A 22,039-nucleotide genomic window follows, 5' to 3' on the forward strand; every position below is an offset into this window, starting at 1 on the left:
GTGAGTCAGGTCGTCGGTGCCGGCGCCGTGGTGTCGTGGGTTTCATCAACCGCTACGGCGACCTGGATGCGTGGCTGGCGCTGTCGGTCCAGGAACGCCGCGATACCCGCAGTGACGTGATGGCGTTCGCGGGGCACGCCCTGGTGCACTGCGGCGTCCCGGTCGACCCGGTCTTCGTGGTCACCTCTGGATGCCGCTGGGGCAAGTACGTCGCCGACGCTTACCCCGAGCAGGTCGCCCGGTTCGGTGATCAGGCCGCCAGTCTGGGGTACTGCCGGCAGGAGACTCACCGGATGTTCGCCTACCTGGCGAAGATTTGCTTGACCACGGGCACCGCGCCCGACCAGATCACGCCGGCGGTCTACAGCCACGCGCGCCGCCTGATCCACGACACCGTGATCACGGTCCGGGGATACCGACCCAAGACGTTGTCGACGCCGCTGTTCGGCCTGGATGCGGTGATGTTCCACCGCGGCCAGGCACCACCGCCCGACATCCGGCGACGGTGGACCGGCCGTCCCGTCAAGGAGGTCACCTGGGAGCAGCTCCACGCCACAGCGCCGATCATGGTCGCCACGATGCGTCGCTACCTGGACCAGTGCCTGCTCAGCCTGCGGCCCTCGTCGGTGGCCTGCTTCGACACCACCTTCCGCCAGTTCGCCGCCATGTTGGTTGCCGCGGACCCGCCGGTGACCCGGGCCGCGGACATCAGCCGCGAGCACATCGAGGCATACAAGACCCTCCTCGCGACCCGGCCCGGCTACCGGGGCAGGCCGTTGTCGAAGACCACGCTGGGGATGCGGATCGGGCACCTGCACACCTTCTTCACCCGGATCATCGAGTGGGGCTACGACGACGTCCCGGCACGGATCCCGGTCTACGCCAGCGACCGTCCCCGACTGGACAAGCCGCTGCCGAAATTTCTCGACGACGCCCAAGCTGTCGCGTTCATGAACGCAGCCCGCAACCTGCCCGACCCGCTGGACCGGCTCGTGGTCATCGCCCTGGCCCGCACCGGCATGCGTCGTGGTGAACTGCTCGGACTCACCGTCGATGCGGTGGTCCAGATCGGCGCCGGTTACTGGCTGCGCACCCCCGTCGGGAAGCTCCACACCGACCGGTACATCCCGCTGCATCCCCAGTTGAAGGGCCTACTCGACGAGTGGATCGCCGACCGGCCCGGCTGGCAGGTGACCTCGCTGCTGCTGACCGACCGCGGACGGCCGATCCCACCGACCAGGGTCGACAAGGCAGTCCAGAAGGCCGCGACCGCCGCCGGGATCGGGCACGTCCACCCCCACCAACTGCGTCACACCCTGGCCACCCAGGCCATCAACCGCGGCATGTCGCTGGAGGCGATCGCCGCCCTGCTCGGACACCACGACTTGTCCATGACCATGGTCTACGCCCGCATCGCCGACCGGACCGTCGCCGAGGAGTACTTCGCCGTCACCGAAAAGGTCGAGGCGCTCTACCAACACCACGACCAGCCCACCGTGCTGCCCGCCGAGGCTGCCGGGCCGAACATGCGCGTGCTACGCAACGAGGCCGCCAAGCGTCTGCTCGGCAACGGCTACTGCGGTCGCCCCCGGGAGCTCGACTGCCAGTACGAGACCATCTGCGAGTCCTGCACGATGTTCTTCACCACCATCGAGCACCGCGACACGATCCAGGCCCAGCGCAACAACGCCGCCGAACAAGGGCACGACCGCCGCCGAGACGTCTACGACGCCCTGCTCACCAAGCTCGACGACACCCCCGCTTGACACCGATCACCCACATAAGCAGACGCGGTTCGCAAGATCTCGTTGGCCCGCTTGAGCTCGCGGTTCTCCCGCTCCAGCTCAGCCAGCCGCTTCGTGTCATCGGTGGTCGTGCCGGGACGGACGCCGCCGTCGATCTCGGCCTGACGAACCCAGTTCCGCAACGTCTCCGGGTGCATGCCCAGCTGGTCGGCAACGCGCTTGATCGCGCCTGGCTTGGTGGCCGGGTCCTGGCGGAGCTCAACGGCCATTCTCGTGGCCCGCTCACGCAGCTCGTCGCCGTACTTCCTGGGTGCTGACATGACTCTCATCCTCCATGGATTGAGAGCCTCCATCAGACCCGGGATGCTTCTATGTGCTGTCAAGCAGCCGAAGCCGGCAGGTCGGGAGCGGCGGCGGCGAGGGTTCGGTAGATCTGGCGGGTCGCGTAGCGCTTGAGGCAGCGCCTGATCTCGCGGCTGGTCTTGCCTTCGGCGGTGCGCCTGGTGACGTAGTCGCGGGTCGCTGGGTCGGTGCGCATCCTGGTCAGCACGACGGTGTTCAGCGCCCAGTTCAGGCGGCGGTCGCCGCCGCGGTTGAGTCGGTGACGCACCGTGTTACCCGAGGACGCTGGAATCGGGGAGGTGCCGGCGATCTGGGCCATGGCGGCTTCGCTGCGCACCCGCCCTGGGTGGACCAGACCAGTCGCACAGCACAACGGCTGCGGTGACGGCCCCGACGCCCGGCATCGCCAGCAGTTCGGGTGCGCGAGTGGTGACGAGCGCGGTGAGTTGAGCGCGGTTGCCTTTCAACTCGATGTCGAGCTCGGCGACTCGGCCGGCCAACCGAACGGCCTCGGCGCGCGCGGTCGCGAGACCGATGGCTTCGGCACGGCGACGCCAGTTGGCGATCTGGCGGATCTGGGTCCTGGTCAACGCGCGGCGTGCATCGATCCCGAGGTCGTGGGTGCGCACCAGTGCGGTGAGCGCGTTGATCGCTCGTAGGCGCTCGGCGTCGAGCTGCTCGCGCGCGGTGGTGAGGACCTGGAGCGCAACCTGGTCCTGCCCACCGCGTCGATCGCGTAGGCGGGCCACCGCATCGTGAGAGTGCTGCGGGCTGCCGCGACCGCGTCGATGGCGTCGGTCTTCCCGCGGCCACGTTCACGACGCGGCGTGGGTGCCTCGACGACCCGGTAACCGACCTCGGTGAGGGTCTCAGCGAGCACGGCGCCGTAGGAGCCGGTGCCTTCAGCAGCGACCAGGACGCCGTCGAGTTCGCCGCCTGGTGCGTCGACGCGGTAGGCGTCCAGTGACCTGGTCGGGACCGTGGGCAGCGTCATCACCAGCGCCTGCCCCGCGGCGGTGGGCCGGGGGGCGTGGCCGTTGGTGGCCAAGATTGACCGCACGTCGTCGGCGCGCGACCGACCGAACGCCACAGCTCTTTCCAGTGCGGCCAGCAGCGGTGAGTGCCGTGGGCCGCGTCCAGGGTGAGGATCTCGGCGATCTCGGTGCCCAGCTTGGTCACGCCCGCGGCGGCAGCGCCGACCAGGAACTGCTCGGCGACCGGGCCCAGGGCCAGGAACTCCCGCTCGACCGGCGTCCGCGGACGCGCACCACGGTGCGGCGTGTCGGGACGGGGGCGGTCGTAGTGGGCGTCGAGGATGCTGGTCTCCCCGGGCGCGACCAGCTGGTGCTCGGCATGGACCTCGCCGGTCACCGGCTCGATGACCCGCAGCACCCTCTCCCGCTCGTCCACGACGACGGTGACGGTGGTCCCGATGAGGCAGTTCGGGACCGAGTAGCGCGCTGAGCCGAACCGGATGCAGGACAGCTTGTCGACCTTCCTCGTGGTCGGCTTCGCGCCCACCTCCAGGCGCAGCGACGGCAGCTCGGCGAGCAGTTCCCGCTCCGACTCCAGCCGCTCCATGGGGATCGCGTGGATCTCGCTGTGGCGGCGGCTGTTGACCTCGCCGCACCACACCCGCGCTCGGGCGTTGAGCCCAGCCAGGCCGCCAACCCAGGGGTCGTCGAGCTCGAGCGGGACCAGCAGGTCGTCCTTGGCGTAGCCGACCAGGTTCTCCACGATGCCCTTGGACTCCGGGTCTGCGGTGTGGCAGAAGTCGGGCCGGAACCGGTAGTGGGTCGCGAACCGGACGTAGTCCGGCGCCGGGACGACGACGTTTGCGACCACGCCGCCCTTCAGGCAGCCCATCCGGTCGGCCAGCACCGTCTTCAGGACCCCGCCGAGGACCTCGAAACACTCCGCGAGCATGCCCAGCGTGGTGGCCTGCTGTTCATCAGCAGCGAAGCGGACGAACCGGAACCGCGACCAACCCAGCACCGCGCAGAACACGTGCACCTTTCGGCCGGCGACGACCTCCTCACCCCAGTCGATCGCCAGCACCTCGCTCGGTGACCACACCGCCGGACGACGGCCACCGGCCCGCGCCTGTCCCTGCCGCCAAGCGGACTTTGCTTCGGCGACCAGGCGCCGGAAGTTGCGGTCCGAGCCCCCATAGCCAGCCGCGCGGGCAGCCGGGAGCAACCGCTTGGCGCTGATCCGACCCTCGGTCTTCTTCACACTGGCCGCGACCAACTCGGCCACGCTCTCGTAGTTCTTGGGCCGCACCGCCCGCGACGCCGGCGCATCGCCCCGACTGGCAGCCTGGTGGGCCTCGATGATCCGTCTGACGGTCTTGTGGGTCGTCCCGCAGATCGCGGCCGCTCCCCGGTAAGTGCCTACATCTCGGTAGGCCGAAATCACGTCCATCCGTTCCTTCGCGTTCTTCAATGGAAGCCCCTGCGTGGTGCTCGGTGACTGGTTGGCACCGCCACCGTCACCACGCAGGGCCTTCACCGTCGGCTACGACACGACACGAAGGGTGGGGACTTCTATCTGGCCACCAGCGGGGACCTCAACCTGGCCACCAGTGGGGACTTTTTCATGGCCACGGACAACTGGTTGGACATGCTTCTCATCAAGCCATCGTGGTGGACCAGGGTCGACGCCGGCCCCCGGACCTGGCGGACAGATCCCGGGCAAGACACCCCGGAGGGGTCAGGCGATTCAAGAGTCACGCCGGATCCGAGAAACCGCCGCCAACCCTGCCAGCCAGCCCCAGGCCAGCCACGACGAACACTCACAGGCGGTTCACCCGCGGGGACCGCAAACTGGCCGTTGGCGCTCTGTCGCCCCTCTTCGGCCCAGTCTGGTCAGCACAATCGGCTCCTGCGGAGGCAGCGACCCAAACGAGAGGGCCGCTTCCTCGCGAACTCGAAGGTGTCCAGAAACAGGCCAGAAACTCTGTCAAGGGCTGTCAACCATCGCCAGCCCGACAGCATTAGGTTCCAGCGTTTCCCCAGTTCAAGCGCCGCTTACCCGCTGAAGTCGTCAACGGGTGTCAACGCCTCATCGCAGTCGGGGCGGCATCGGAGGGTTGTTGGTTCGAGTCCAACCGGGGGAGCAAGCGAAGAGGGCCTCTGGTCTGCGGCGACGCGGACCAGGGGTCTTCTTGGTACCTACAGGCTCTCATCGCCTGCGGTGACGCCAGGCTTTCGTCGTACCCGACCTCAGTGTCGTGGATCCGCGGATTCGGGAGCAGGATCGTCAGGTGCGTGAGTCGCCCACGCCTCTGGTCAGTTCGGCTCGCCACCAGGCGCCGTCCTGGATCCGCTCCACGCGGCGCAGAGCGAGGCCGCGGTAGGCGAAGGCGTCGAGCTCGGTGCGGCTGAGCGGCCACGGCGGGCCCTCCACCTCGGCTCCTTCGTCGCGCGTGGTCGCCAGGACCAGGAGAGTGCCTGCTGGCGCCACCAGGGCGGCGATGCTCTGCGCCGCGACCGAGTGCTGCTCGGGCGGCATCGACTGCACGGTGAGGCTCTCCACCACCAGGTCGAACCTGCCCTGCCATGCACGAGGAAGGTCCAAGACGTCCGCGACGAGGTAGTCCACCTCGCTGTCCGGGTACGTGCGCCGCGCGGCAGCGATCGCGGTCGGTGCGAAGTCGAACCCCGTGGTCCGAAAGCCCAGCAGCGCAAGGAACTCGGCATCGGCCCCGTAGCCGCACCCCACCACCAGCGCCTCGCGGCCACTGCCCGCGAGGTCCCGGGTCTCGGCCCACTCGACGAGCTGGGGACGGGGCGCGCCGTAGTCCCAGGGCGGCCGGGCTCCGCCGGCCTCCGCGCTCGCGTAGAACTCCTCGAAGATGCCGGACATCTCACCCGTCACGGTGTGAGGCTACCGAGGAGGCGGCCCCGCGGGCCACGTCGCTGTCACAACTCGCCGCCGGCCGTCGTCTGGATGTCGAAGCGACTCACACAGGAGGACGACATGACGGGCACGACGCGCATCCCCGCCGCCGAGATCACCGGCTTCAAGGGCGCGCTGATCAAGCGGTTCGCGAAGAGGACCCTGGGCCGGGTGCCGAGCTCGCTCGGCGTCTACTGGCACAACCAGCAGGTGATGATGGGCATGGCCGCCGTCGGCGGCAAGGTCCGGAAGTGGGACACCTGCGACGAGCAGCTCAAGTCGTTCGCGCACATGGCGGTCGCCGCCCAGGTCGGCTGCAGCTGGTGCCTGGACTTCAACTACTTCGAGGCACACAACAAGAACCTCGACATGGACAAGGCGCGTGAGATCCCGCGGTGGCGGGAGTCGGATGCGTTCACGCCGCTCGAGCGGGAGGTGCTGGCGTACGCCGAGGCGATGACGGTCACGGAACCGACGGTGACCGACGAGATGGTGGCGTCGCTGCGGCGCCAGCTCGGTGATGCCGCACTGGTCGAGCTCACCGCGGTGATCGCGTTCGCCAACTTCACCACGCGCCCCAACGTGGCGCTCGGCATCGAGTCCGACGGGTTCGCCGCGGCGTGCGGCCTCAAGCCGCTCGCGCGGCCCACCGCCGTAGGCTCGTGACCGTGACCGAGGATCCGTTCGTCACGCATCGTGGGCTGCTCTTCACCGTCGCCTACGACATGCTCGGCTCGGCCGCCGACGCCGAGGACGTCGTCCAGGAGACCTGGCTGCGGTGGGACGCGATCGGCGCGGACGGGCGCGCCGAGGTCCGTGCACCGCGGGCGTTCCTGGTGCGGATGGTCACCCGCAAGACGCTGGACCGGCTGCGCTCCAACGCCCGGCGGCGCGAGGAGTACGTCGGCGAGTGGCTGCCCGAGCCGCTGCTCACCGCCCCGGACGTGGCCGACGACGTCGAGCTCGCCGAGAGCGTGTCCTTCGCGATGCTCACCGTGCTCGAGACGCTGACGCCCACCGAGCGCGCGGTGTTCGTGCTGCGGGAGGTCTTCGACCTGCCGTACGGCGAGATCGCCGAGGTGGTCGACAAGTCCGCGGCCGCCGTACGCCAGATCGGACACCGGGCGCGCGAGCACGTCGCGGCGCGGCGGCCCCGGATGGAGGTCAGCCGCGGCGAGCAGCAAGAGGTCGTCGAGCGGTTCCTCGCGGCGGTGACCGGCGGCGACCTGCAGGGGCTGCTCGACGTCCTCGCGCCCGACGTCGTGCTCGTCGCCGACGGCGGCGGAGTCGCCCAGGCCGTCGTCAACCCCGTGGTCGGCGCGAAGAAGGTCGCCAACCTGCTGCGGCCGTTCGCCCGGCTCGCCCCCGGGGCCGAGATCCTGCCGGTGCCGCTCAACGGCGCGCTCGGGGCGCTGATCGTGGGCACCGACGACGGCCACGACACCGCCGTCACCTTCGCCGTCGACGAAGGCCGGATCAGCCGCATCTACGCCGTCCGCAACCCCGCCAAGCTCGGGCGGATCGACGTGGAGACGACGGTCAGCCGCTAGGTCGTCCTTCCACGAGGCGACCGCCGAACGCGAGCCGTCCCGCGGGGGCCGTCGTCGACCCCTGGCGGACCGGAGCCGGCGGAGTCAGACTGGTGGACATGGGCGAGGTCCCGGTCGCACTGCAGATCGGCGTGTGTGCGCTGATCTCGATCGCCGCCGTCCTGGCGCTCGTCGTCGTCTGGCGCGACGACCACAAGTGGGTGGAGCGTGACAAGGACGCCGCCCCGGTCGCGGAACCAGGTCCCTACCTCCTGGATCTCCGCGAGCTGGCGCACCGGCCGGCGCACCACGGTCGCTCGTGACCGAGCGCGCCGGACCATGGCAGGGCGACGTCAGGCCGATGACGCCCGCACCCGGAGCTCGCCGGCCAGCAGGCGCTGTCGCCGCAGCCCACGCCGACCGTTGACCAGCCCGACCAGCAGGTCGACGGAGGCGACGCCGACCTCGGCCGGCCGCATGCTGACCGTCGTGACCGGCGGGTCGAGGTGTGCGTAACCGGGGTCGTCGCTGAAGCACGCCACGGCGAGATCGCGCGGCACCGTGAGGTCGTGCTCGGCCGCCGCCTCGAGCAGCAGCCGGCCCGAGTCGTCGTAGACGCCGAAGACCGCGTCGGGGGAGCGCCGCAGCGCCGCCTCGATCGCCGCCCGCTCGCCGGCGCCGGCGAGGTCGGGCGTGAAGGTCTCCACGACCGGCTCCTGGCCCGCCGCCGTGCACCATCCGTCGTACGCCGAGCGCAGGATCGCCGGGAACGCGTCGTCGTGGTCGGGTAGCACGGCCGCGATCCGTCGGGCGCCGCCCGTGCGGAAGTGGTCGAGGAGGTCGACGAGCGCGGCGCCGTCGTCGGTGTCGACCCAGGCGTCGGAGCGCCGTGACTCCAGCGGTCGGCCGGCGCAGACCAGCGGGATGCCGCGCTTGGCGAGGATCGACAGCACCGGATCGTGCACCCGCGGCTCGACGTGCACCACCCCGTCGAGCGGCGTGGTGAGCCAGGTCCACGACGACATCGACGCCGGCAGCACGACGAGCAGGTAGCCGCGCTCGTGTGCCGCCCGGATCGCGGCCAGGATCAGCTCGGCGTAGTAGGGGATCTCGGTGTACGGCACGGCCACGTCGCCGTGCGTGGCCATGGTGAGGCCGAGGACGCCCGTGCCGCCGCGGGCCTGCGCGCGGGCCGAGGTGTAGGGCACGTAGCTGAGGTCGTGCGCGGCCTCGAGCACCCGCTGCCGGGTCTCCTCCGAGAGCCGGCCGGTGCCGTTGAGCGCGTTCGAGACGGTCGCCGTCGAGACGCCGGCCCGCTCGGCGACCTGGCCCACCGTGGGCCGCACCCGTCGCCCCGCCATCGAGCCTCCCGTTCCACACCCCTTGTGGTTATCTCGTTAATCATCCACGTTCCTCGCCATGAGCGAGCCCGAAGCCGTCACCCAGATCTCCCGCCGGTCCCTGGTCGCCGGAGCCGGCGCCGCCGCGGCCGGTCTCGCCGTCGTCGGACCGTCGGCGGCGCTGGCCGCGGCGGCGGTCCGCCCCCGGCGTGCCGCCCGGGTCATCGTCGGCGGCCACGTCTTCACCGGCACCGGTCGAGGTGGGGGAGAGGCCGTTGCGATCGGCTCCGACGGCCGCATCCAGGCGGTCGGCAGCACCCGCGAGATCAAGCGGATGGCCGACCGGCGCACCGAGGTCGTGCACGCCGACGGCGGCACGATCATGGCCGGCATCCACGACGGCCACATGCACCCGCTCGGCGCCGCGGAGCAGGCGATGAACCCCTCGCTCGGCAACGTCTCGATGACCGTCGCCGACCTCCAGGCGACGCTCCAGGGCTTCCTCGACGAGAGCGCCGCCAAGGAGCCGGACGGCTGGCTCCAGGTCACCGACTGGAGCCCGGTCGGGCTGCTGCCCGCGGGCACCGTCGCCCACCGCTCGATGCTCGACGCGCTGAAGACGTCGCGGCCGATCTACCTCCAGGGCTCCGACTTCCACAACGCCTGGGTCAACAGCCGGGCGCTCGCCCTCGCGGGCATCGACCGAAGCACCCCGAACCCGCCCGGCGGCGAGATCGTGCGCGACGGCAGCGGCGAGCCGACGGGGCTGCTCAAGGACACCGCGCAGGACCTGGTCGGCCGGGTGATCCCGCCGCCGTCGCGGGCCGAGCTCGAGGCGGCGTACGCCGACACGCTCGCCTACCTGCTCAGCCTGGGCATCACCTCGTTCCTCGACGCCGCTTCCGGCGAGGACTCGCTGAAGTGGTACGCCGAGCTGCGCAGCGCCGGCCACCTCCTCCAGCAGGTCACCCCGGCCCTGCGCCTGTCGAACAAGCTGACCAAGCACCCCCAGCAGGCGGCCGAGTGGCTGGCCGGGCTGCGCAAGAAGTACGGCGACGTGCCGGGCCTGCACGTCACGACGACCAAGGTCTTCGTGGACGGCGTGATCGAGTACCCCGCGCAGACGGCCGCCCTGCTCACGCCGTACCTCGACGAGGACGGCAAGCCGACCAAGAACCGCGGCGACCTCTACCTCTCCAGCAAGGAGTACCAACGCCTCGCGGTGGTGCTCGACAAGGCGGGCTGGCAGCTGCACAGCCACGCCATCGGCGACCGGGCGGTGCGGGTGTCGCTCGATGCCTACGAGGCTGCGGTCAACGCCAACGGGCGGTCGGCGCGGCGGCACCGGCACACGATCGCGCACCTCCAGCTCGTGCACCCGGCGGACTACCCCCGCTTCGCCGACACCGGGACTCTCGCGTGCATGCAGCTCCAGTGGGCGGTGCGCGACGAGTGGACGCTCGACGCGCTGCGGCCGTTCATCGGCGAGGAGCGGTTCCGCCGGCTGTACCCGGCCCGCAGTCTGCAGCGCGCCGGCGCCCGCCTGGTTGGCGGCTCCGACTGGCCGGTCGACCCGCTGCGTCCGTTCAACCAGATCGCGACCGCGATGGACCGCACCTGGTACGCCGCCGTGCCGCGACCGCTGCTCGCGGAGGAGGGCCTGAGTCGATCCGCCGCGCTCACGATGCACACCGCGGGCAGCGCCTACCAGCTGCACGAGGGCAGTCGCGGCACGGTGGCTCCCGGCAAGGTCGCCGACCTGATCGTGGTCGACCGCAACCTGGAGAGGTCCGGGGCCCGGGCGATCCGGGCCGCGTCGGTGCGCACGACGCTCGTCGGGGGCCGGGTCGTCTACGACGCCGACAGCTCCGAGGGGCGCCGGCGGGCGCGCACGGGCGCGGCCCTGGCGGCGGCCGCCGGCCGCCGGGCGCCGCACTCCTGCTGCGGCTGAGCCTCGATCCACCGATTTGCGGCGTCCCGCAGCAGGCGGAAATCGGTGGATCGAGGCTGAGGCGCGGCTACTCGCCCCAGCCCATCGGGAACACCTCGAAGGCGGCGGCGAACGGCGTACCGAGCCGCTGCCCGGTCTGCCGGGCGAAGCCCTCGAGGAACTCGCGCGGGTCCCAGTTCTCCCAGCCGAGGCCGTCGATGTAGGCGCGGTGGGCCTCGAGCGAGGCGACGCCGGCGTCGAAGGTCTCGGTGGTGTCGACGGCGTGCGTCGCCTGCGGGGAGCCGGCGGCCCAGACGGCGCGGACGCCGCCCCACGGCTCGAGGCCGTCGGTGAGCTGCTCGGGGAAGACCCAGCGGTTGCCGGCGTCGCGGACCGCGTCGAGCACGGCCCGGCCGGTGGCGATGTGGTCGGCCTGGTTGAGGTTGAGCCCGCCCCAGGTGTCGCGGAAGTTGCCGGTGATCACGATCTCCGGCCGGTGCCGGCGGACGACCCCGGCGATCGCGCGACGCAGTGGTACGCCGTACTCGAGGATGCCGTCGGGCTGGCCGAGGAAGTCGACCTGGGACACCCCGACGATGCGGGCCGACTCCACCTGCTCGGCCTCGCGCACCCGCCGGCACTCGTCGGGCGGCAGCGCGTCGATGCCGGCCTCGCCGGAGGTCACCATGCAGTAGACGACGTCCTTGCCCTGACCGGTCCAGCGAGCGACGGCGGCGGCCGCGCCGAACTCCAGATCGTCGGGGTGCGCCACCACGCACAGTGCGCGCTGCCAGTCCTCCGGAACGGCTTCCAGCTTCTCGGGCTCCATGTCGACAGCATGGCAGGCGGGCGGGTCGTGACCCGTCGCCCGCTTGACATGCAGCCAAATGGCTGCATGAAATGGAGGGGTGGACGCGGTGTTCAAGGCGCTCGCCGACCCGACCCGGCGGGCCCTGCTCGACCGGCTGGAGGAGCGCAGCGGGCAGACGCTCGGGGAGCTCTGCGACGGCCTGGACATGGCCCGGCAGTCGGTGAGCAAGCACCTCGCGGTGCTCGAGGAGTCCGGCGTCGTCACCACGCGGTGGCGCGGCCGGGAGAAGCTGCACTTCCTCGACGCCGCGCCCATCAACGCCATCGCCGAGCGGTGGCTGAGTCGCTACGACCGCCGGCGCGCCGAGGCGCTCACCGATCTCAAGACCGCCCTGGAGGCACCTCCCATGCATGAGTTCGTCTACACCACCTACATCCGCACCACGCCCGACGCGCTGTGGCAGGCGCTCACCGACCCGTCGTTCACCAGCCGCTACTGGGGTGTCGAGCTGACGTCGGACTGGCGGGTCGGGTCGGTCGTCTCCTGGCGGTTCGCCGGCGTCACGATGGCCGACGACGAGGGCGTCGTACTCGAGTCCGACCCGCCGCGACGGCTGTCCTACCGCTGGCACCCGATCACGCCGGAGTTCGGCCGGGCGATCGGGTCCGACGCGGAGGAGGTCGCCCGCCTCGCCGCCGAGCCGCGCTCGGCGGTGACCTTCGAGATCGAGCCGGTGGGGGAGATGGTCAAGCTCCGGGTGACCCACGGCGGCTTCGCCGAGGGGAGCGAGATCCTGCCCGGCATCAGCGAGGGCTGGCCCGCCATCCTCGCGAGCCTCAAGACGCTGCTGGAGACGGGCGAGCCGCTGCCCGCGTGAGGGCTGCCCGCGGCGGGTACGGAGGCCGCGTGGGTGAGATCCGCGTCGGCATCTCCGGCTGGACCTACGCCGGCTGGCGCGGCGACTTCTACCCGCGCGGGCTCCCGCAGCGCGAGGAGCTGCACTACGCGGCCGAGCGGCTCGGCACCGTCGAGATCAACGGCTCGTTCTACTCGCTGCAGTGGCCCACGTCGTACGCCGCCTGGCGCGACGCGACCCCGGAGGACTTCCTCTTCGCCGTCAAGGGCGGCCGGTTCGTCACGCACCTGAAGCGGCTGCGCGACGTCAAGGCGCCGCTCGCCAACTTCTTCGCCTCGGGCGTGCTCGCGCTCGAGGGTCGGCTCGGTCCGGTGCTGTGGCAGCTGCCCGAGCGGCTGCGGTACGACGCCGACCTGCTCGCGTCGTTCTTCGACCTGCTCCCGCGCACCGTGGGGGAGGCCGCCGCCCTGGCCCGGCGTCACGACGACAAGGTGCGGGAGGACCGGGCGCTCACCCGAGCGCCGCGCGGGTACGCCGACCGCCCGGTCCGCCACGCCCTGGAGTTCCGCCACGAGTCCTACTGCACCGACGAGGCGTTCGCGCTGCTCCGCGAGCACGACATCGCCTGCGTCGTCGCCGACTCCGCCGGACGCTGGCCACGCGCCGAGGTCGTCACCAGCGACCTCGCCTACGTCCGTCTGCACGGCGACGAGGAGCTCTACGCGAGCGGCTACTCAGACCGCGCGCTCGACCGATGGGCCGAGCGGATCCGACGCTGGTCCCGCGACGCCGACGTGGTCGTCTACTTCGACAACGACGCCCAGGGCTTCGCACCCCACGACGCCCTCCGGCTCATGGGTCGCCTGGGCCTCCACTAGACTCTCGACCCCGAGGGCCGCGCCCTCAGGGGGCGGTAGCTCAGTCGGTCAGAGCAGAGGACTCATAATCCTTGGGTCGTGGGTTCGAGCCCCACCCGCCCCACGAGGCTAGACATCCAGGTCGCCGCCGGACGGCCCGCGACCAGTGCCTTGCAGGTAGCACCCTCACCAGGGCCTCTCGGACTCCGACGGCAACGAGGACTGTGCTCCGGCTACCCCGATGGCGGCCACGCCCGACACGAGACCGGGCACGGTGACGGCGTCGGTACGCCCTAGGCGTCCCCGAAGCTGGTCGAGGACCAACGCGCACCGGCGCGGCGTGACCGCCAGCCTTCCGTGGGGCACAGTGACTGTCGTGAACTGGAAGGAGTTCATTTCCGAGGTTCTGGGCGCTGTGGCATGGCCGACAGCGTTCGTCGCCGTCGCACTCATCTTCCGCACAGAGGTCAAAGCCTTGATCGGCCGGGTCAAGTACGGCGAGGCGTTCGGCGCCAAGCTCACCTTTGGTGACGGCATCAATGAAGTCGAGTCCGCGCGAGCAGAAGCGGACGTTGGCGGGATGCAATCCGCGTCCGTGGTCTCTGAGACCCGCCTCTACAACCTCGCTCGAGACCTGGCAGATCATCCGTCGTTGCTCGTCGTGACGGCTTGGGAGGAGGTGCAAGCGCCGATCTGGGAACTCGGTAGGGCGTACTTCCCGCGATTCGGGCCCGGCAGTGACAGGGCATCCGGCCCCATCAGAACGAATGACGACGTCGTCAGAGAGTTGGGCAGGGAGATCGTCCTGCCGTTCTGGGTCAGGCAGTATGAGCGGCTTCGGGATCTCCGGGATTCTGTCGCGCACGGACGCGTATCCCCCACGGAAGGCGAAGCCTCGGCCTACGTGGTGAATGCCGCCTGGCTGATCAGGTCCGCGCAGGCTCTGGCCGAATCGGCGCCGGGATGACCTCACGTGCCGCCACGTCCGCCCATCGACGGTGCCGCGGTGAGTGAGCAGCCTTCTGGTGGCGACATTCGGTTGCTGACGCACCGCCGCCCGGCGGGTGGCACTGGCCCGCCGTCCTCGCCGGGCCGCCTCGAGCAAGGCATGCCGACTCCGTCCCCTCGCCATCATCATCCGGTTGCCACCCGACGAGTCGAGTGCGGATTCGCGTGGCTACTCGATCGAGCAAGCTCGACGCCTGACACGTCGAGCGGCGACCTCAGGGACGGCAGATTGCGAGGAGACGCGGTCACTGCGGTCGGCGTGCTGCTGTCCGCAGGACGGTCCGCACCAGATCTGCTCTCGAGCCCGAGCACCGAGCCCGAGACATACGTCAGCCCGCTGGCGTCTCGGGTCACCAGCGGGCTGACGAGTGAAATCTAGCGCCACGGTGGCTGCCGTGGGGCGTTTTGCGGAAATTCCCCTCGCGTCCTCAGACGTGCCCCGACACCGGGTGCGGCCGGTAGCCGGCGCTGAGCTCCTCGAGATCGGCTTCCGACAGCTCCAGGTCGACCGCCGCGACGGCGTCCGCGAGGTGCTGCGCCTTGGTGACGCCCACGATCGGCGCGGTCACGGCCGGCTGGTGGAGCAGCCACGCGAGGCCGACCTGCGCCCGGGGTACGCCGAGCCGTCCGGCGACCCGGCCGACGGTCTCGACGATCGCGCGGTCCTCGTCGAGGTAGAGGTTCGCGCCGAACTCGTCGGTCTCCGACCGCGCGGTCGCCGCGTCCCAGTCGCGGGTGATCCGGCCGCGCGCGAGCGGGCTCCACGGGATGACGCCCACGCCCTGGTCGGCGCAGATCGGCAGCATCTCGCGCTCCTCCTCGCGGTAGATCAGGTTGTAGTGGTTCTGCATCGAGACGAACGGCGTCCAGCCGTTGCGCTCGGCCACGTGCTGGGCCTTCGCGAACTGCCAGGCCCACATCGACGAGGCGCCGAGGTAGCGGGCCTTGCCGGCCCGGACGACGTCGTGCAGCGCCTCCATCGTCTCCTCGATCGGCACGGCCGGGTCCCAGCGGTGGATCTGGTAGAGGTCGACGTAGTCGGTGCCGAGCCGCCGCAGCGACTCGTCGATCTCGTGCAGGATCGCCTTGCGCGACAGGCCCGCGCCGTACGGCCCCGGCCGCATCCGCCCGTGCACCTTGGTCGCGACGACGACGTCCTCGCGCCGCGCGAAGTCGCGCAGCGCGCGGCCGGTGAACTCCTCGCTCGACCCGCCGGCGTACACGTTGGCGGTGTCGAACGTCGTGATCCCCGCCTCCAAGGCGTCCCGGATGATCGTGCGGGCGGCCTCCTCGTCGAGGATCCACGGGTGCCAGCCGAGGCTGGCGTCGCCCCAGCTCATGCAGCCGAGGATGACGCGGGAGACGTCGAGTCCGGTGTCGCCGAGCTTCGCGTAGCGCATGGCTCCAGCGTCGCACCGACCGTGGACGCGACGGGGCTACCGTCGGATCGTGGACCGCCGCCGCCGACACCGCACCTACTTCTGGCTGATGGGCACCTGCATCGTGCTCATCCTGCTGGCCTGGAACGTCGTGCGCCTGTGGTCGACCACGGCGGCGATCGTGATGAGCGTGGTGGCCGCCCTGATCCCGCCGGTGGCGGCGTTCGTCGGCAACCAGGGTGCGCTCGACGAGTCGGCACCGCCCGCGGGCGACGAGGACCGCTGATCGAGCGTCACTGCGACGGCTGCGGGAGGTCGATGTTGCAGTCGACCTTCGGGTTCGCCCCGACGTAGTTGAGCGGCCCGGCGACGATGGTCAGGGCCGTGTCGCCCGTCGACTTGCAGCTGACGTCGCGGTCGTCGCCGAAGTACCCACGCTGCCACGCCGCGAGCACGCCGATCACGAGCCACACCACGACGACGAGTCCGATGATGGTCCTCATGGAGGGGTCGTACCCAGGCCGCGGCCCGGTGGAACCTCAGCCGGTGCTCGAGTACGTCGCCTGGTAGGCCAGCAGCGCGGTGCGACCGGCCTCGAGCTCCCGCTCCAGCCGGTCGGCGAGCTCGGCGGCGCCGGTGGTCGTGCCCGTGTCGGCGAGCAGCTCGATCTGCTGGGCGGTCCGGCCGGCGGGGGCGACGCCGAGGTTCAGGGCGCCGCCGGCGAGCTTGTGCGAGACCTGCTTGAGGGTGGGCGCGTCGTCGGCGTCGATCGCCCGCCGGATCGTCTCCAGGGTGCCGGGCGTGTTGCGGACGAAGTTGCCGATCGCGCGGTCGAGGTACGTCGTGTCGCCCGGGTCGAGGTCGCGCAGCTCGTCGAGCCGCTCGATCGCGAGGCCGTCGAGGGGCGAGCCGGAGTCGTCGTTGGCAGGCACGAGCGGCAGGGTACTGGCCCCGGCGGACCGGGGTGGGCGCTCCGCGCCACCCGCCCAGCGCGCGAGCACGGTGCCGAGCGCCGTGGCGTCGACCGGCTTGGTCAGGAAGTCGTCCATCCCGGCGTCGAGACAGCGCTCACGCTCGCCCTCGACCGCGGCGGCAGTCATCGCGATCACCGGCACGGTCGAGCCGCCCGCCCGGATCGCCCGGGTCGCGGCGTACCCGTCCATCCTCGGCATCTGCACGTCCATGAGCACGGCGTCGTAGTCGCCGGCGCGCATCGCCGCGACGGCCGCCTCGCCGTCGTCCGCGGTGGTGCTCGCGTACCCGAGCGCGCGCAGCAGGCCCACCGCCACCAGCTGGTTGACCGGGTTGTCCTCGACGACGAGCACCCGGCGGGCGCCGTCGGCTCCGGACGCCGGCTCGGCGCGGCCGTCGCGGCGCGGCTCGCGGCCGGCGAGGTGGCGCAGCATCGTCGTGCGCAGCTCCGCCGCGAGCGTCGGCTTCGTCAGGCACGCATCGATGCCGGCGGCCTGGAGCTCCTCGGGTCTCGGCGAGTCCGACGAGGTGAGCAGCACCAGTCGTACGCCGGCGTTGGCGGCCTCGACGCGCAGCGCCCGCGCCAGGTCGAGGCCGTCGCGGTCGGGCATGGCGAGGTCGAGCAGCACGGCGTCGAACGGCTCCCCGGCCTCCCGGGCCGCGACCATCGCGGCCTCGGCCGCATCCGCGCCGGCGGCGCTCGCGACCCGGACCCGCCAACGGGCGAGCTGCTCGCCGAGGATCAGCCGGTTGTTGTCGTTGTCGTCGACGACCAGCACCCGCTTGCCGGCGAGCCACTCCCGGCCGTACTCGTCGTCGGGATCGACGCCCGGGCCGGTGGGCGCGTCCAGCTCGGCGGTGAACCAGAAGACGCTGCCGCCCTCCGGGTTGGCGTGCAGCCCGATCTCGCCGCCCAGCGCCGTCACGATCTCGCGCGAGATGGCCAGGCCGAGGCCGGTGCCGCCGTACCGCCGGGTGGTCGACGCGTCGGCCTGGGTGAAGGCCTCGAAGAGCGTCTCGACGTCGTCCTCCCGGACGCCGACCCCGCTGTCGGTGACCGTCACCCGCAGCACGCTGCCGCCGTCGGGGCGGGGCGTCGCGGTCGCCCGCACGAACACCTCGCCCCGCTCGGTGAACTTGACCGCGTTCGAGCCCAGGTTGGTGAGCACCTGGGCGAGCCGGGTGGGGTCTCCGCAGAGCACCTCGGGCACGTCCGGGTGGCACGAGACGATCAGCTCCAGACCCTTCGCCCGGGCCGCCTCGCCGAGCATGCTGGCGATCTGGTCGAAGACCGCGCGCACCTCGAAGTCGAGCCGCTCCAGCTCGAGCATGCCGGCCTCGATCTTCGAGAAGTCCAGGATGTCGTTGATGATCGCGAGCAGCGCCCGGCTGGCGACCTGGACGCCGGAGGCGAGCCGCAGCTGCTCGGGGTCGAGTCGGGTGCGCAGCAGCAGGTCGTTGAGGCCGATCACGCCGTTGAGCGGGGTGCGGATCTCGTGGCTCATGGTGGCCAGGAACTCCGACTTCTGCCGGGACGCCTCCATCGCGGCGTCCCGGGCGTCCGCAAGCACCCGTTCGGTGCGCTCGCGCTCGGCGACCCGTCCGAGCTGGACGGCGACCTGCTCGACCATCGACTGGATCATCTGGAAGCGGTAGAGCGGCGGCGCGGAGGTGATCGTCAGCACCGCGACCACCTCGTCGGCGTACGCCACCGGGAACGCGATCGTGAGCCTGGAGTCGGCCCACACCGACCGGCGCTCCCGGAAGGAGCGGTTGGCCAGGTCGAGCTCCATCGCCGTCTCCTCCGGCGTCTCGGCGTCGGCCCGGCTGTCCTCCTCGGTGATCACCAGAGGCACGACGTGGGTGCCGGTCTCGTCGGGTACGAAGGCGCGGCCGCGCTCCCAGTCGTCGTGGAGCAGCACCAGGCCGCGCGCGTGGGTGAGCACCTCCGTGAGCGTGCGCGCCTCGTTGGCGGCGACGGCCACGGTCTGCATCAGGGTGTTCTGCCGGACCTGGTCCTCGAGCGCGAGGTCGGCGAGCTTGGTCTCGGTGATGTCCTGCTGGGTGCCCGACATCGACACGACCCGACCGGTCGCGTCCGCCATCGAGACCCCGCGGCCCCGCGTCCAGATCCAGTCGGTCGGCCCCTGGAGCCGGGCGACGAACTCGAAGTCGCCGGGTCGCTCCCGGGCGGCCCGGACCTCGGCGTCGACCTCGGCGAGATCGTCGGGATGGACGATCTGCAGGAAGTCGTCGTACCCGGCGGGGAACGAGGCGGGGTCCAGCCCGTAGAGCGCGCAGAGCTCGTCGGAGGCGTAGATCTCATCGGTGGCGAGGTCCCAGTGCCAGCTGCCGAGCCGGGCGATCCGGTGCGCCTCGGCGAGCTGCTCGCGGCTCTCCCGCAGCGCGTCGAGCGCCTGCCGACGGCCGCTGTAGTCGCTGACGCGGTGGGTGAAGCCGATGATCGTGCCGTCGTCGTCGCGCAGCTCGACCTCGCGGACGATCACCCAGAGCGACGTACCGTCGGCGCGCCAGAAGAGCACGTCGACGTCCTCGCCGATGCCGCCATGGCGCTTGAGGTCCTCGAGGTGGGCGGCGAACTGGGTCCGGCCGGTCTCGTCGAGGGAGTCCCAGACGGTGACGTCGGCCATCGCGTCGGCGTCGACGCCGTACAGCGCGCACATCGCGGGGTTGGCATAGATCGTGCGACCGTCGAGGTCACACACCCAGATCGCGTCTGGGGACCTTTCGACGATGTCCCGGTAGAGCGCCGCCAGCTCCATGGGGCAACCCTAGGGGGAAGGTCAGCTCTCGGCCGCGATGTCGAAGTCTCCGTCGGAGCCCTCGAGGGTGAGCGTGACGTCGTCGGTCGACGTGCGGCCGTCGGCGTGGACGTACTCGACCGTGTAGCTGATCTGCATGTTCTCCGGGTCCGGCTGTGCGGTGACCAGGGCGGCGGAGCGGAAGCCGCTCCAGAACTTCTGGTACTGGCCGAAGTTCCCGCTCCTCGCCTGGAACGCCGGGGTCAGCTGCTCCCAGGTCGCCTTCGGGTCGGTGGTGACCGTCGCCAGGTAGTCCGCCACGAAGCTCTCCATGCCGTCGGCGGTCACGGCGGGCGTCGTCGGCGAGGAGGGCGGCGGCGAGTCGCTGTGCCCGCCGGAGGCCCCGTCGGCGCCGGGGTCGTGGTCGTCGCCCCGGCCGAGCGTCCAGCCCACGACGGCGAGTACGACGATCGTGACGGCCGCCATGACGATCGCCACCGGCCGGCCGCGCGAGCCGCGGCGCGCGGCGGCCGGAGCGGCCGGCGGGATCTGTCGGGTGGGCTCGGGCTCGGTGACCGCGACCGGGCCGGCGACCGCGGTGCCGGCGGGCGGCAGCGGTTCGGTCCGGCCCTCGGAGGGCCCGGCGGCCAGGACGTCGCGCACCTGCTCCATCGACCAGCGCGAGCCGGGGTCCGTCGACATCGTCGCGGCCAGCACCGGGGCGAGCCAGCCGGCGTCGGCCAGCAGTGGCGGAGGCTCGTTGACGATCCGGTAGAGCGCACCGAGCACGTTCTCGCCGACCTCGTACGGCGGGCGGCCGGCCAGCGCGTGGAAGAGCGTGGCCCCCAGCGACCACACGTCGCTGGCCGGCTGGGCGGTCTGCCCGGAGGCGACCTCGGGGGAGAGGTACGCCGGCGAGCCAGTAACCAGGCCGGTCTGGGTCAGCGACGCGTCGGCCTCCGCCCGGGCGATGCCGAAGTCGGACAGCTTCACGTGGCCGTCCGGAGCGACGAGGATGTTCGACGGCTTCACGTCGCGGTGCACGATCCCGGCCGAGTGTGCCGCGGCCAGCGCGTCCGCCGCCTGGCGCAGGATCGGCGCGGCCGCCTCCGGGGTGAGGGCACCGTGGCGCTGCACGAGTCCGGCGAGCGTGGCGCCCTCGACGTACTCCATCACCAGCCACTGGTCGGCGCCCTCGGTGACCAGGTCGTAGACCGCGACCACGTGGGGATGGTTGAGGCGTGCCGCGAGCCGGGCCTCGCGCTCTGCGCGCTCGAGATCCGGCGTGCTGCCGCCCGGTGCCCAGCCGACCCGCTTGAGCGCTACGTCGCGGCCCAGCACCTCGTCGCGGGCCAGCCAGACGGCGCCCATGCCGCCCCGGCCGACCTCGCGCCCGAGCGTGTACCTGCCTGCGATCAACGCTGCGATCAACGATGTCCCCTTCCCGATCCGACGAGCGTAGTCAGAGGACCACGTGGCACGCTTGACCCGCACATTCCGACCGGAAAGGTTCCCCGTGACCGTCGATCTCACCCTTCTCGACGACCTCGAGTGGCGCGGCCTGCTCGCGCACTCGACGGACCTCGGCGCCCTGCGCGAGGCCCTGTCCGCGGGGAGCGTGCGGTTCTATGTGGGCTTCGACCCGACGGCGCCGAGCCTCCACATGGGTCACCTCGTCCAGGTGCTCACCGCCCGGCGGCTCCAGCTCGCGGGCCACACGCCGTACGCCCTGGTCGGCGGTGCCACCGGCATGATCGGCGACCCGCGCGACTCGGGGGAGCGCACGCTGAACTCGCTCGACACGGTCAAGGAGTGGGTGGAGCGGGTGCGTGGCCAGATCGAGCCGTTCCTGTCCTTCGACGGCGAGAACGCCGCGACGATGGTCAACAACTACGACTGGACCGCGAGCCTGTCCACGATCGACTTCCTGCGCGACATCGGGAAGCACTTCCCGGTCAACCGGATGCTGGCCCGCGACGTCGTGAGCCGGCGCCTCGAGTCCGGCATCAGCTACACCGAGTTCAGCTACGTGCTGCTGCAGTCGCTGGACTTCCTCAACCTGTACCGCGACCACGGGGTGAGCCTCCAGTTCGGTGGCTCCGACCAGTGGGGCAACCTGACCGCCGGTGTCGAGCTGATCCGCCGCTCCGACGGGGGCCGGGCACACGCGTTCGCGACCCCGCTGCTCACGAAGGCCGACGGCACGAAGTACGGCAAGACCGAGGGCGGTGCGCTCTGGCTCGACCCGCAGATGATGTCGCCGTACGCCTTCTACCAGTTCTGGCTCAACGTCGAGGACGAGAAGGTCGGTGAGCTGCTGCGGGTCTTCACGTTCCTCTCTCGCGCGGAGATCGAGGAGCTCGAGGCGCAGCATGCGGAGAAGCCCTTCCTCCGGTCCGGCCAGCGCGCGCTCGCGGAGCACGTGACGTCACTCGTGCACGGAGCCGAGGAGACCGAGCGGATCAGGGCCGCCTCGGCGGCGCTCTTCGGCGGGGGCGAGCTCGCCACGCTGAGCACCGACACCCTCGGGGCCGCGCTCCGGGAGGCCGGCAGCACCGTGGTCGACGGCGACGCGGGCATCCCGACGGTCACCGACCTGCTGGTCGCG

Annotated in this window: 17 protein-coding genes, 1 tRNA gene and 3 pseudogenes (1 of these 21 running past the window's edge); 11 read left to right on the forward strand and 10 right to left on the reverse strand. The window is 71.3% G+C overall.

All coding sequences use genetic code 11. From position 1 onward, the window contains the following. Positions 1–35 precede the first annotated feature (35 nt). Positions 36–1,766: a tyrosine-type recombinase/integrase gene (locus FHU40_RS29650; RefSeq protein WP_221199478.1), complete on the forward strand. Its 1,731-nt coding sequence runs from the start codon at positions 36–38 to the stop codon at positions 1,764–1,766. A 14-nt stretch (positions 1,767–1,780) separates the two neighbouring features. Here the strand turns inward: FHU40_RS29650 and FHU40_RS19035 are convergent. The 4 genes and pseudogenes from FHU40_RS19035 to FHU40_RS19055 form a co-directional block, all read right to left on the reverse strand. After that, positions 1,781–2,098 (reverse strand): annotated as a pseudogene (locus FHU40_RS19035) (transposase); the annotation flags it as partial. A gap of 26 nt (positions 2,099–2,124) precedes the next feature. Next, a pseudogene (locus tag FHU40_RS19040) lies at positions 2,125–2,473 on the reverse strand (transposase); the annotation flags it as partial. A gap of 545 nt (positions 2,474–3,018) precedes the next feature. Continuing rightward, positions 3,019–4,532 (reverse strand): annotated as a pseudogene (istA, locus tag FHU40_RS19050) (IS21 family transposase); the annotation flags it as partial. An 816-nt stretch (positions 4,533–5,348) separates the two neighbouring features. Next, the gene (locus tag FHU40_RS19055; RefSeq protein ID WP_221200068.1) at positions 5,349–5,966 is read right to left on the reverse strand and encodes a methyltransferase domain-containing protein; all 618 of its coding nucleotides are present in this window, start codon (positions 5,964–5,966) and stop codon (positions 5,349–5,351) included. 102 nt (positions 5,967–6,068) lie between these two features. On the opposite strand from FHU40_RS19055, the gene FHU40_RS19060 reads away from it, so the two are divergent. From FHU40_RS19060 to FHU40_RS19070, 3 genes are all read left to right on the forward strand, one after another. Beyond that, on the forward strand, positions 6,069–6,653 hold the full coding sequence (locus tag FHU40_RS19060) for a carboxymuconolactone decarboxylase family protein (RefSeq protein WP_183593957.1): 585 nt from the start codon (positions 6,069–6,071) through the stop codon (positions 6,651–6,653). 2 nt (positions 6,654–6,655) lie between these two features. Next, positions 6,656–7,537, forward strand: a complete 882-nt coding sequence (locus FHU40_RS19065; RefSeq protein ID WP_183593959.1) for an RNA polymerase sigma-70 factor — start codon at positions 6,656–6,658, stop codon at positions 7,535–7,537. A 98-nt stretch (positions 7,538–7,635) separates the two neighbouring features. Beyond that, positions 7,636–7,839: a hypothetical protein gene (locus FHU40_RS19070; protein WP_183593960.1), complete on the forward strand. Its 204-nt coding sequence runs from the start codon at positions 7,636–7,638 to the stop codon at positions 7,837–7,839. Positions 7,840–7,869: 30 nt separating this feature from the next. Here FHU40_RS19070 and FHU40_RS19075 read toward each other — a convergent pair whose 3' ends face one another. Then, positions 7,870–8,877: a LacI family DNA-binding transcriptional regulator gene (locus FHU40_RS19075; protein WP_183593962.1), complete on the reverse strand. Its 1,008-nt coding sequence runs from the start codon at positions 8,875–8,877 to the stop codon at positions 7,870–7,872. A 58-nt stretch (positions 8,878–8,935) separates the two neighbouring features. Here FHU40_RS19075 and FHU40_RS19080 point away from each other — a divergent pair, with 58 nt between their 5' ends. Continuing rightward, positions 8,936–10,807 carry an amidohydrolase gene (locus tag FHU40_RS19080; RefSeq protein ID WP_183593964.1) on the forward strand — a complete coding sequence of 624 codons (1,872 nt, stop codon included), beginning with the start codon at positions 8,936–8,938 and terminating at the stop codon, positions 10,805–10,807. A 67-nt stretch (positions 10,808–10,874) separates the two neighbouring features. Here the strand turns inward: FHU40_RS19080 and FHU40_RS19085 are convergent, their stop codons facing one another. Beyond that, positions 10,875–11,615, reverse strand: a complete 741-nt coding sequence (locus tag FHU40_RS19085; RefSeq protein ID WP_183593966.1) for a PIG-L deacetylase family protein — start codon at positions 11,613–11,615, stop codon at positions 10,875–10,877. A 79-nt stretch (positions 11,616–11,694) separates the two neighbouring features. On the opposite strand from FHU40_RS19085, the gene FHU40_RS29655 reads away from it, so the two are divergent. From FHU40_RS29655 to FHU40_RS19105, 4 genes are all read left to right on the forward strand, one after another. Beyond that, positions 11,695–12,474, forward strand: a complete 780-nt coding sequence (locus tag FHU40_RS29655; protein WP_183593968.1) for a metalloregulator ArsR/SmtB family transcription factor — start codon at positions 11,695–11,697, stop codon at positions 12,472–12,474. A gap of 29 nt (positions 12,475–12,503) precedes the next feature. After that, positions 12,504–13,331 carry a DUF72 domain-containing protein gene (locus tag FHU40_RS19095; RefSeq protein WP_183593970.1) on the forward strand — a complete coding sequence of 276 codons (828 nt, stop codon included), beginning with the start codon at positions 12,504–12,506 and terminating at the stop codon, positions 13,329–13,331. A gap of 29 nt (positions 13,332–13,360) precedes the next feature. Further along, positions 13,361–13,434: transfer RNA gene (locus tag FHU40_RS19100), tRNA-Ile, on the forward strand. Positions 13,435–13,686: 252 nt separating this feature from the next. After that, positions 13,687–14,277, forward strand: coding sequence for a hypothetical protein (locus tag FHU40_RS19105; protein WP_183593971.1), 591 nt, complete (start codon positions 13,687–13,689; stop codon positions 14,275–14,277). Positions 14,278–14,746: 469 nt separating this feature from the next. Here FHU40_RS19105 and FHU40_RS19110 read toward each other — a convergent pair whose 3' ends face one another. Next, a complete protein-coding gene (locus tag FHU40_RS19110) occupies positions 14,747–15,718 on the reverse strand; it encodes an aldo/keto reductase (RefSeq protein ID WP_183593973.1) in 972 nt (323 codons plus the stop codon). A 49-nt stretch (positions 15,719–15,767) separates the two neighbouring features. On the opposite strand from FHU40_RS19110, the gene FHU40_RS19115 reads away from it, so the two are divergent. Next, positions 15,768–15,983 (forward strand): DUF3099 domain-containing protein, encoded by a 216-nt coding sequence (locus tag FHU40_RS19115; protein ID WP_252274594.1) that lies wholly within the window; start codon positions 15,768–15,770, stop codon positions 15,981–15,983. A 7-nt stretch (positions 15,984–15,990) separates the two neighbouring features. Here FHU40_RS19115 and FHU40_RS19120 read toward each other — a convergent pair whose 3' ends face one another. The 3 genes from FHU40_RS19120 to FHU40_RS19130 are packed head-to-tail and all read right to left on the reverse strand — an operon-like array spanning position 15,991 to position 20,862. Then, positions 15,991–16,200: a hypothetical protein gene (locus tag FHU40_RS19120; protein ID WP_183593975.1), complete on the reverse strand. Its 210-nt coding sequence runs from the start codon at positions 16,198–16,200 to the stop codon at positions 15,991–15,993. Positions 16,201–16,236: 36 nt separating this feature from the next. Continuing rightward, positions 16,237–19,452, reverse strand: coding sequence for a response regulator (locus tag FHU40_RS19125; RefSeq protein ID WP_183593976.1), 3,216 nt, complete (start codon positions 19,450–19,452; stop codon positions 16,237–16,239). A 21-nt stretch (positions 19,453–19,473) separates the two neighbouring features. Beyond that, complete coding sequence (locus FHU40_RS19130; RefSeq protein WP_183593977.1) at positions 19,474–20,862, reverse strand: serine/threonine-protein kinase; 1,389 nt, start codon at positions 20,860–20,862, stop codon at positions 19,474–19,476. Positions 20,863–20,947: 85 nt separating this feature from the next. On the opposite strand from FHU40_RS19130, the gene tyrS reads away from it, so the two are divergent. After that, positions 20,948–22,039 carry the 5' portion of a tyrosine--tRNA ligase gene (tyrS, locus tag FHU40_RS19135; protein ID WP_183593978.1) on the forward strand. 180 nt of this gene lie beyond the right edge of the window, so the window shows 1,092 of its 1,272 coding nt (coding positions 1–1,092); the start codon lies at positions 20,948–20,950; the stop codon falls past the right edge of the window.

Source organism: Nocardioides soli (genome assembly GCF_014191495.1).
GTDB lineage: Bacteria > Actinomycetota > Actinomycetes > Propionibacteriales > Nocardioidaceae > Nocardioides > Nocardioides soli.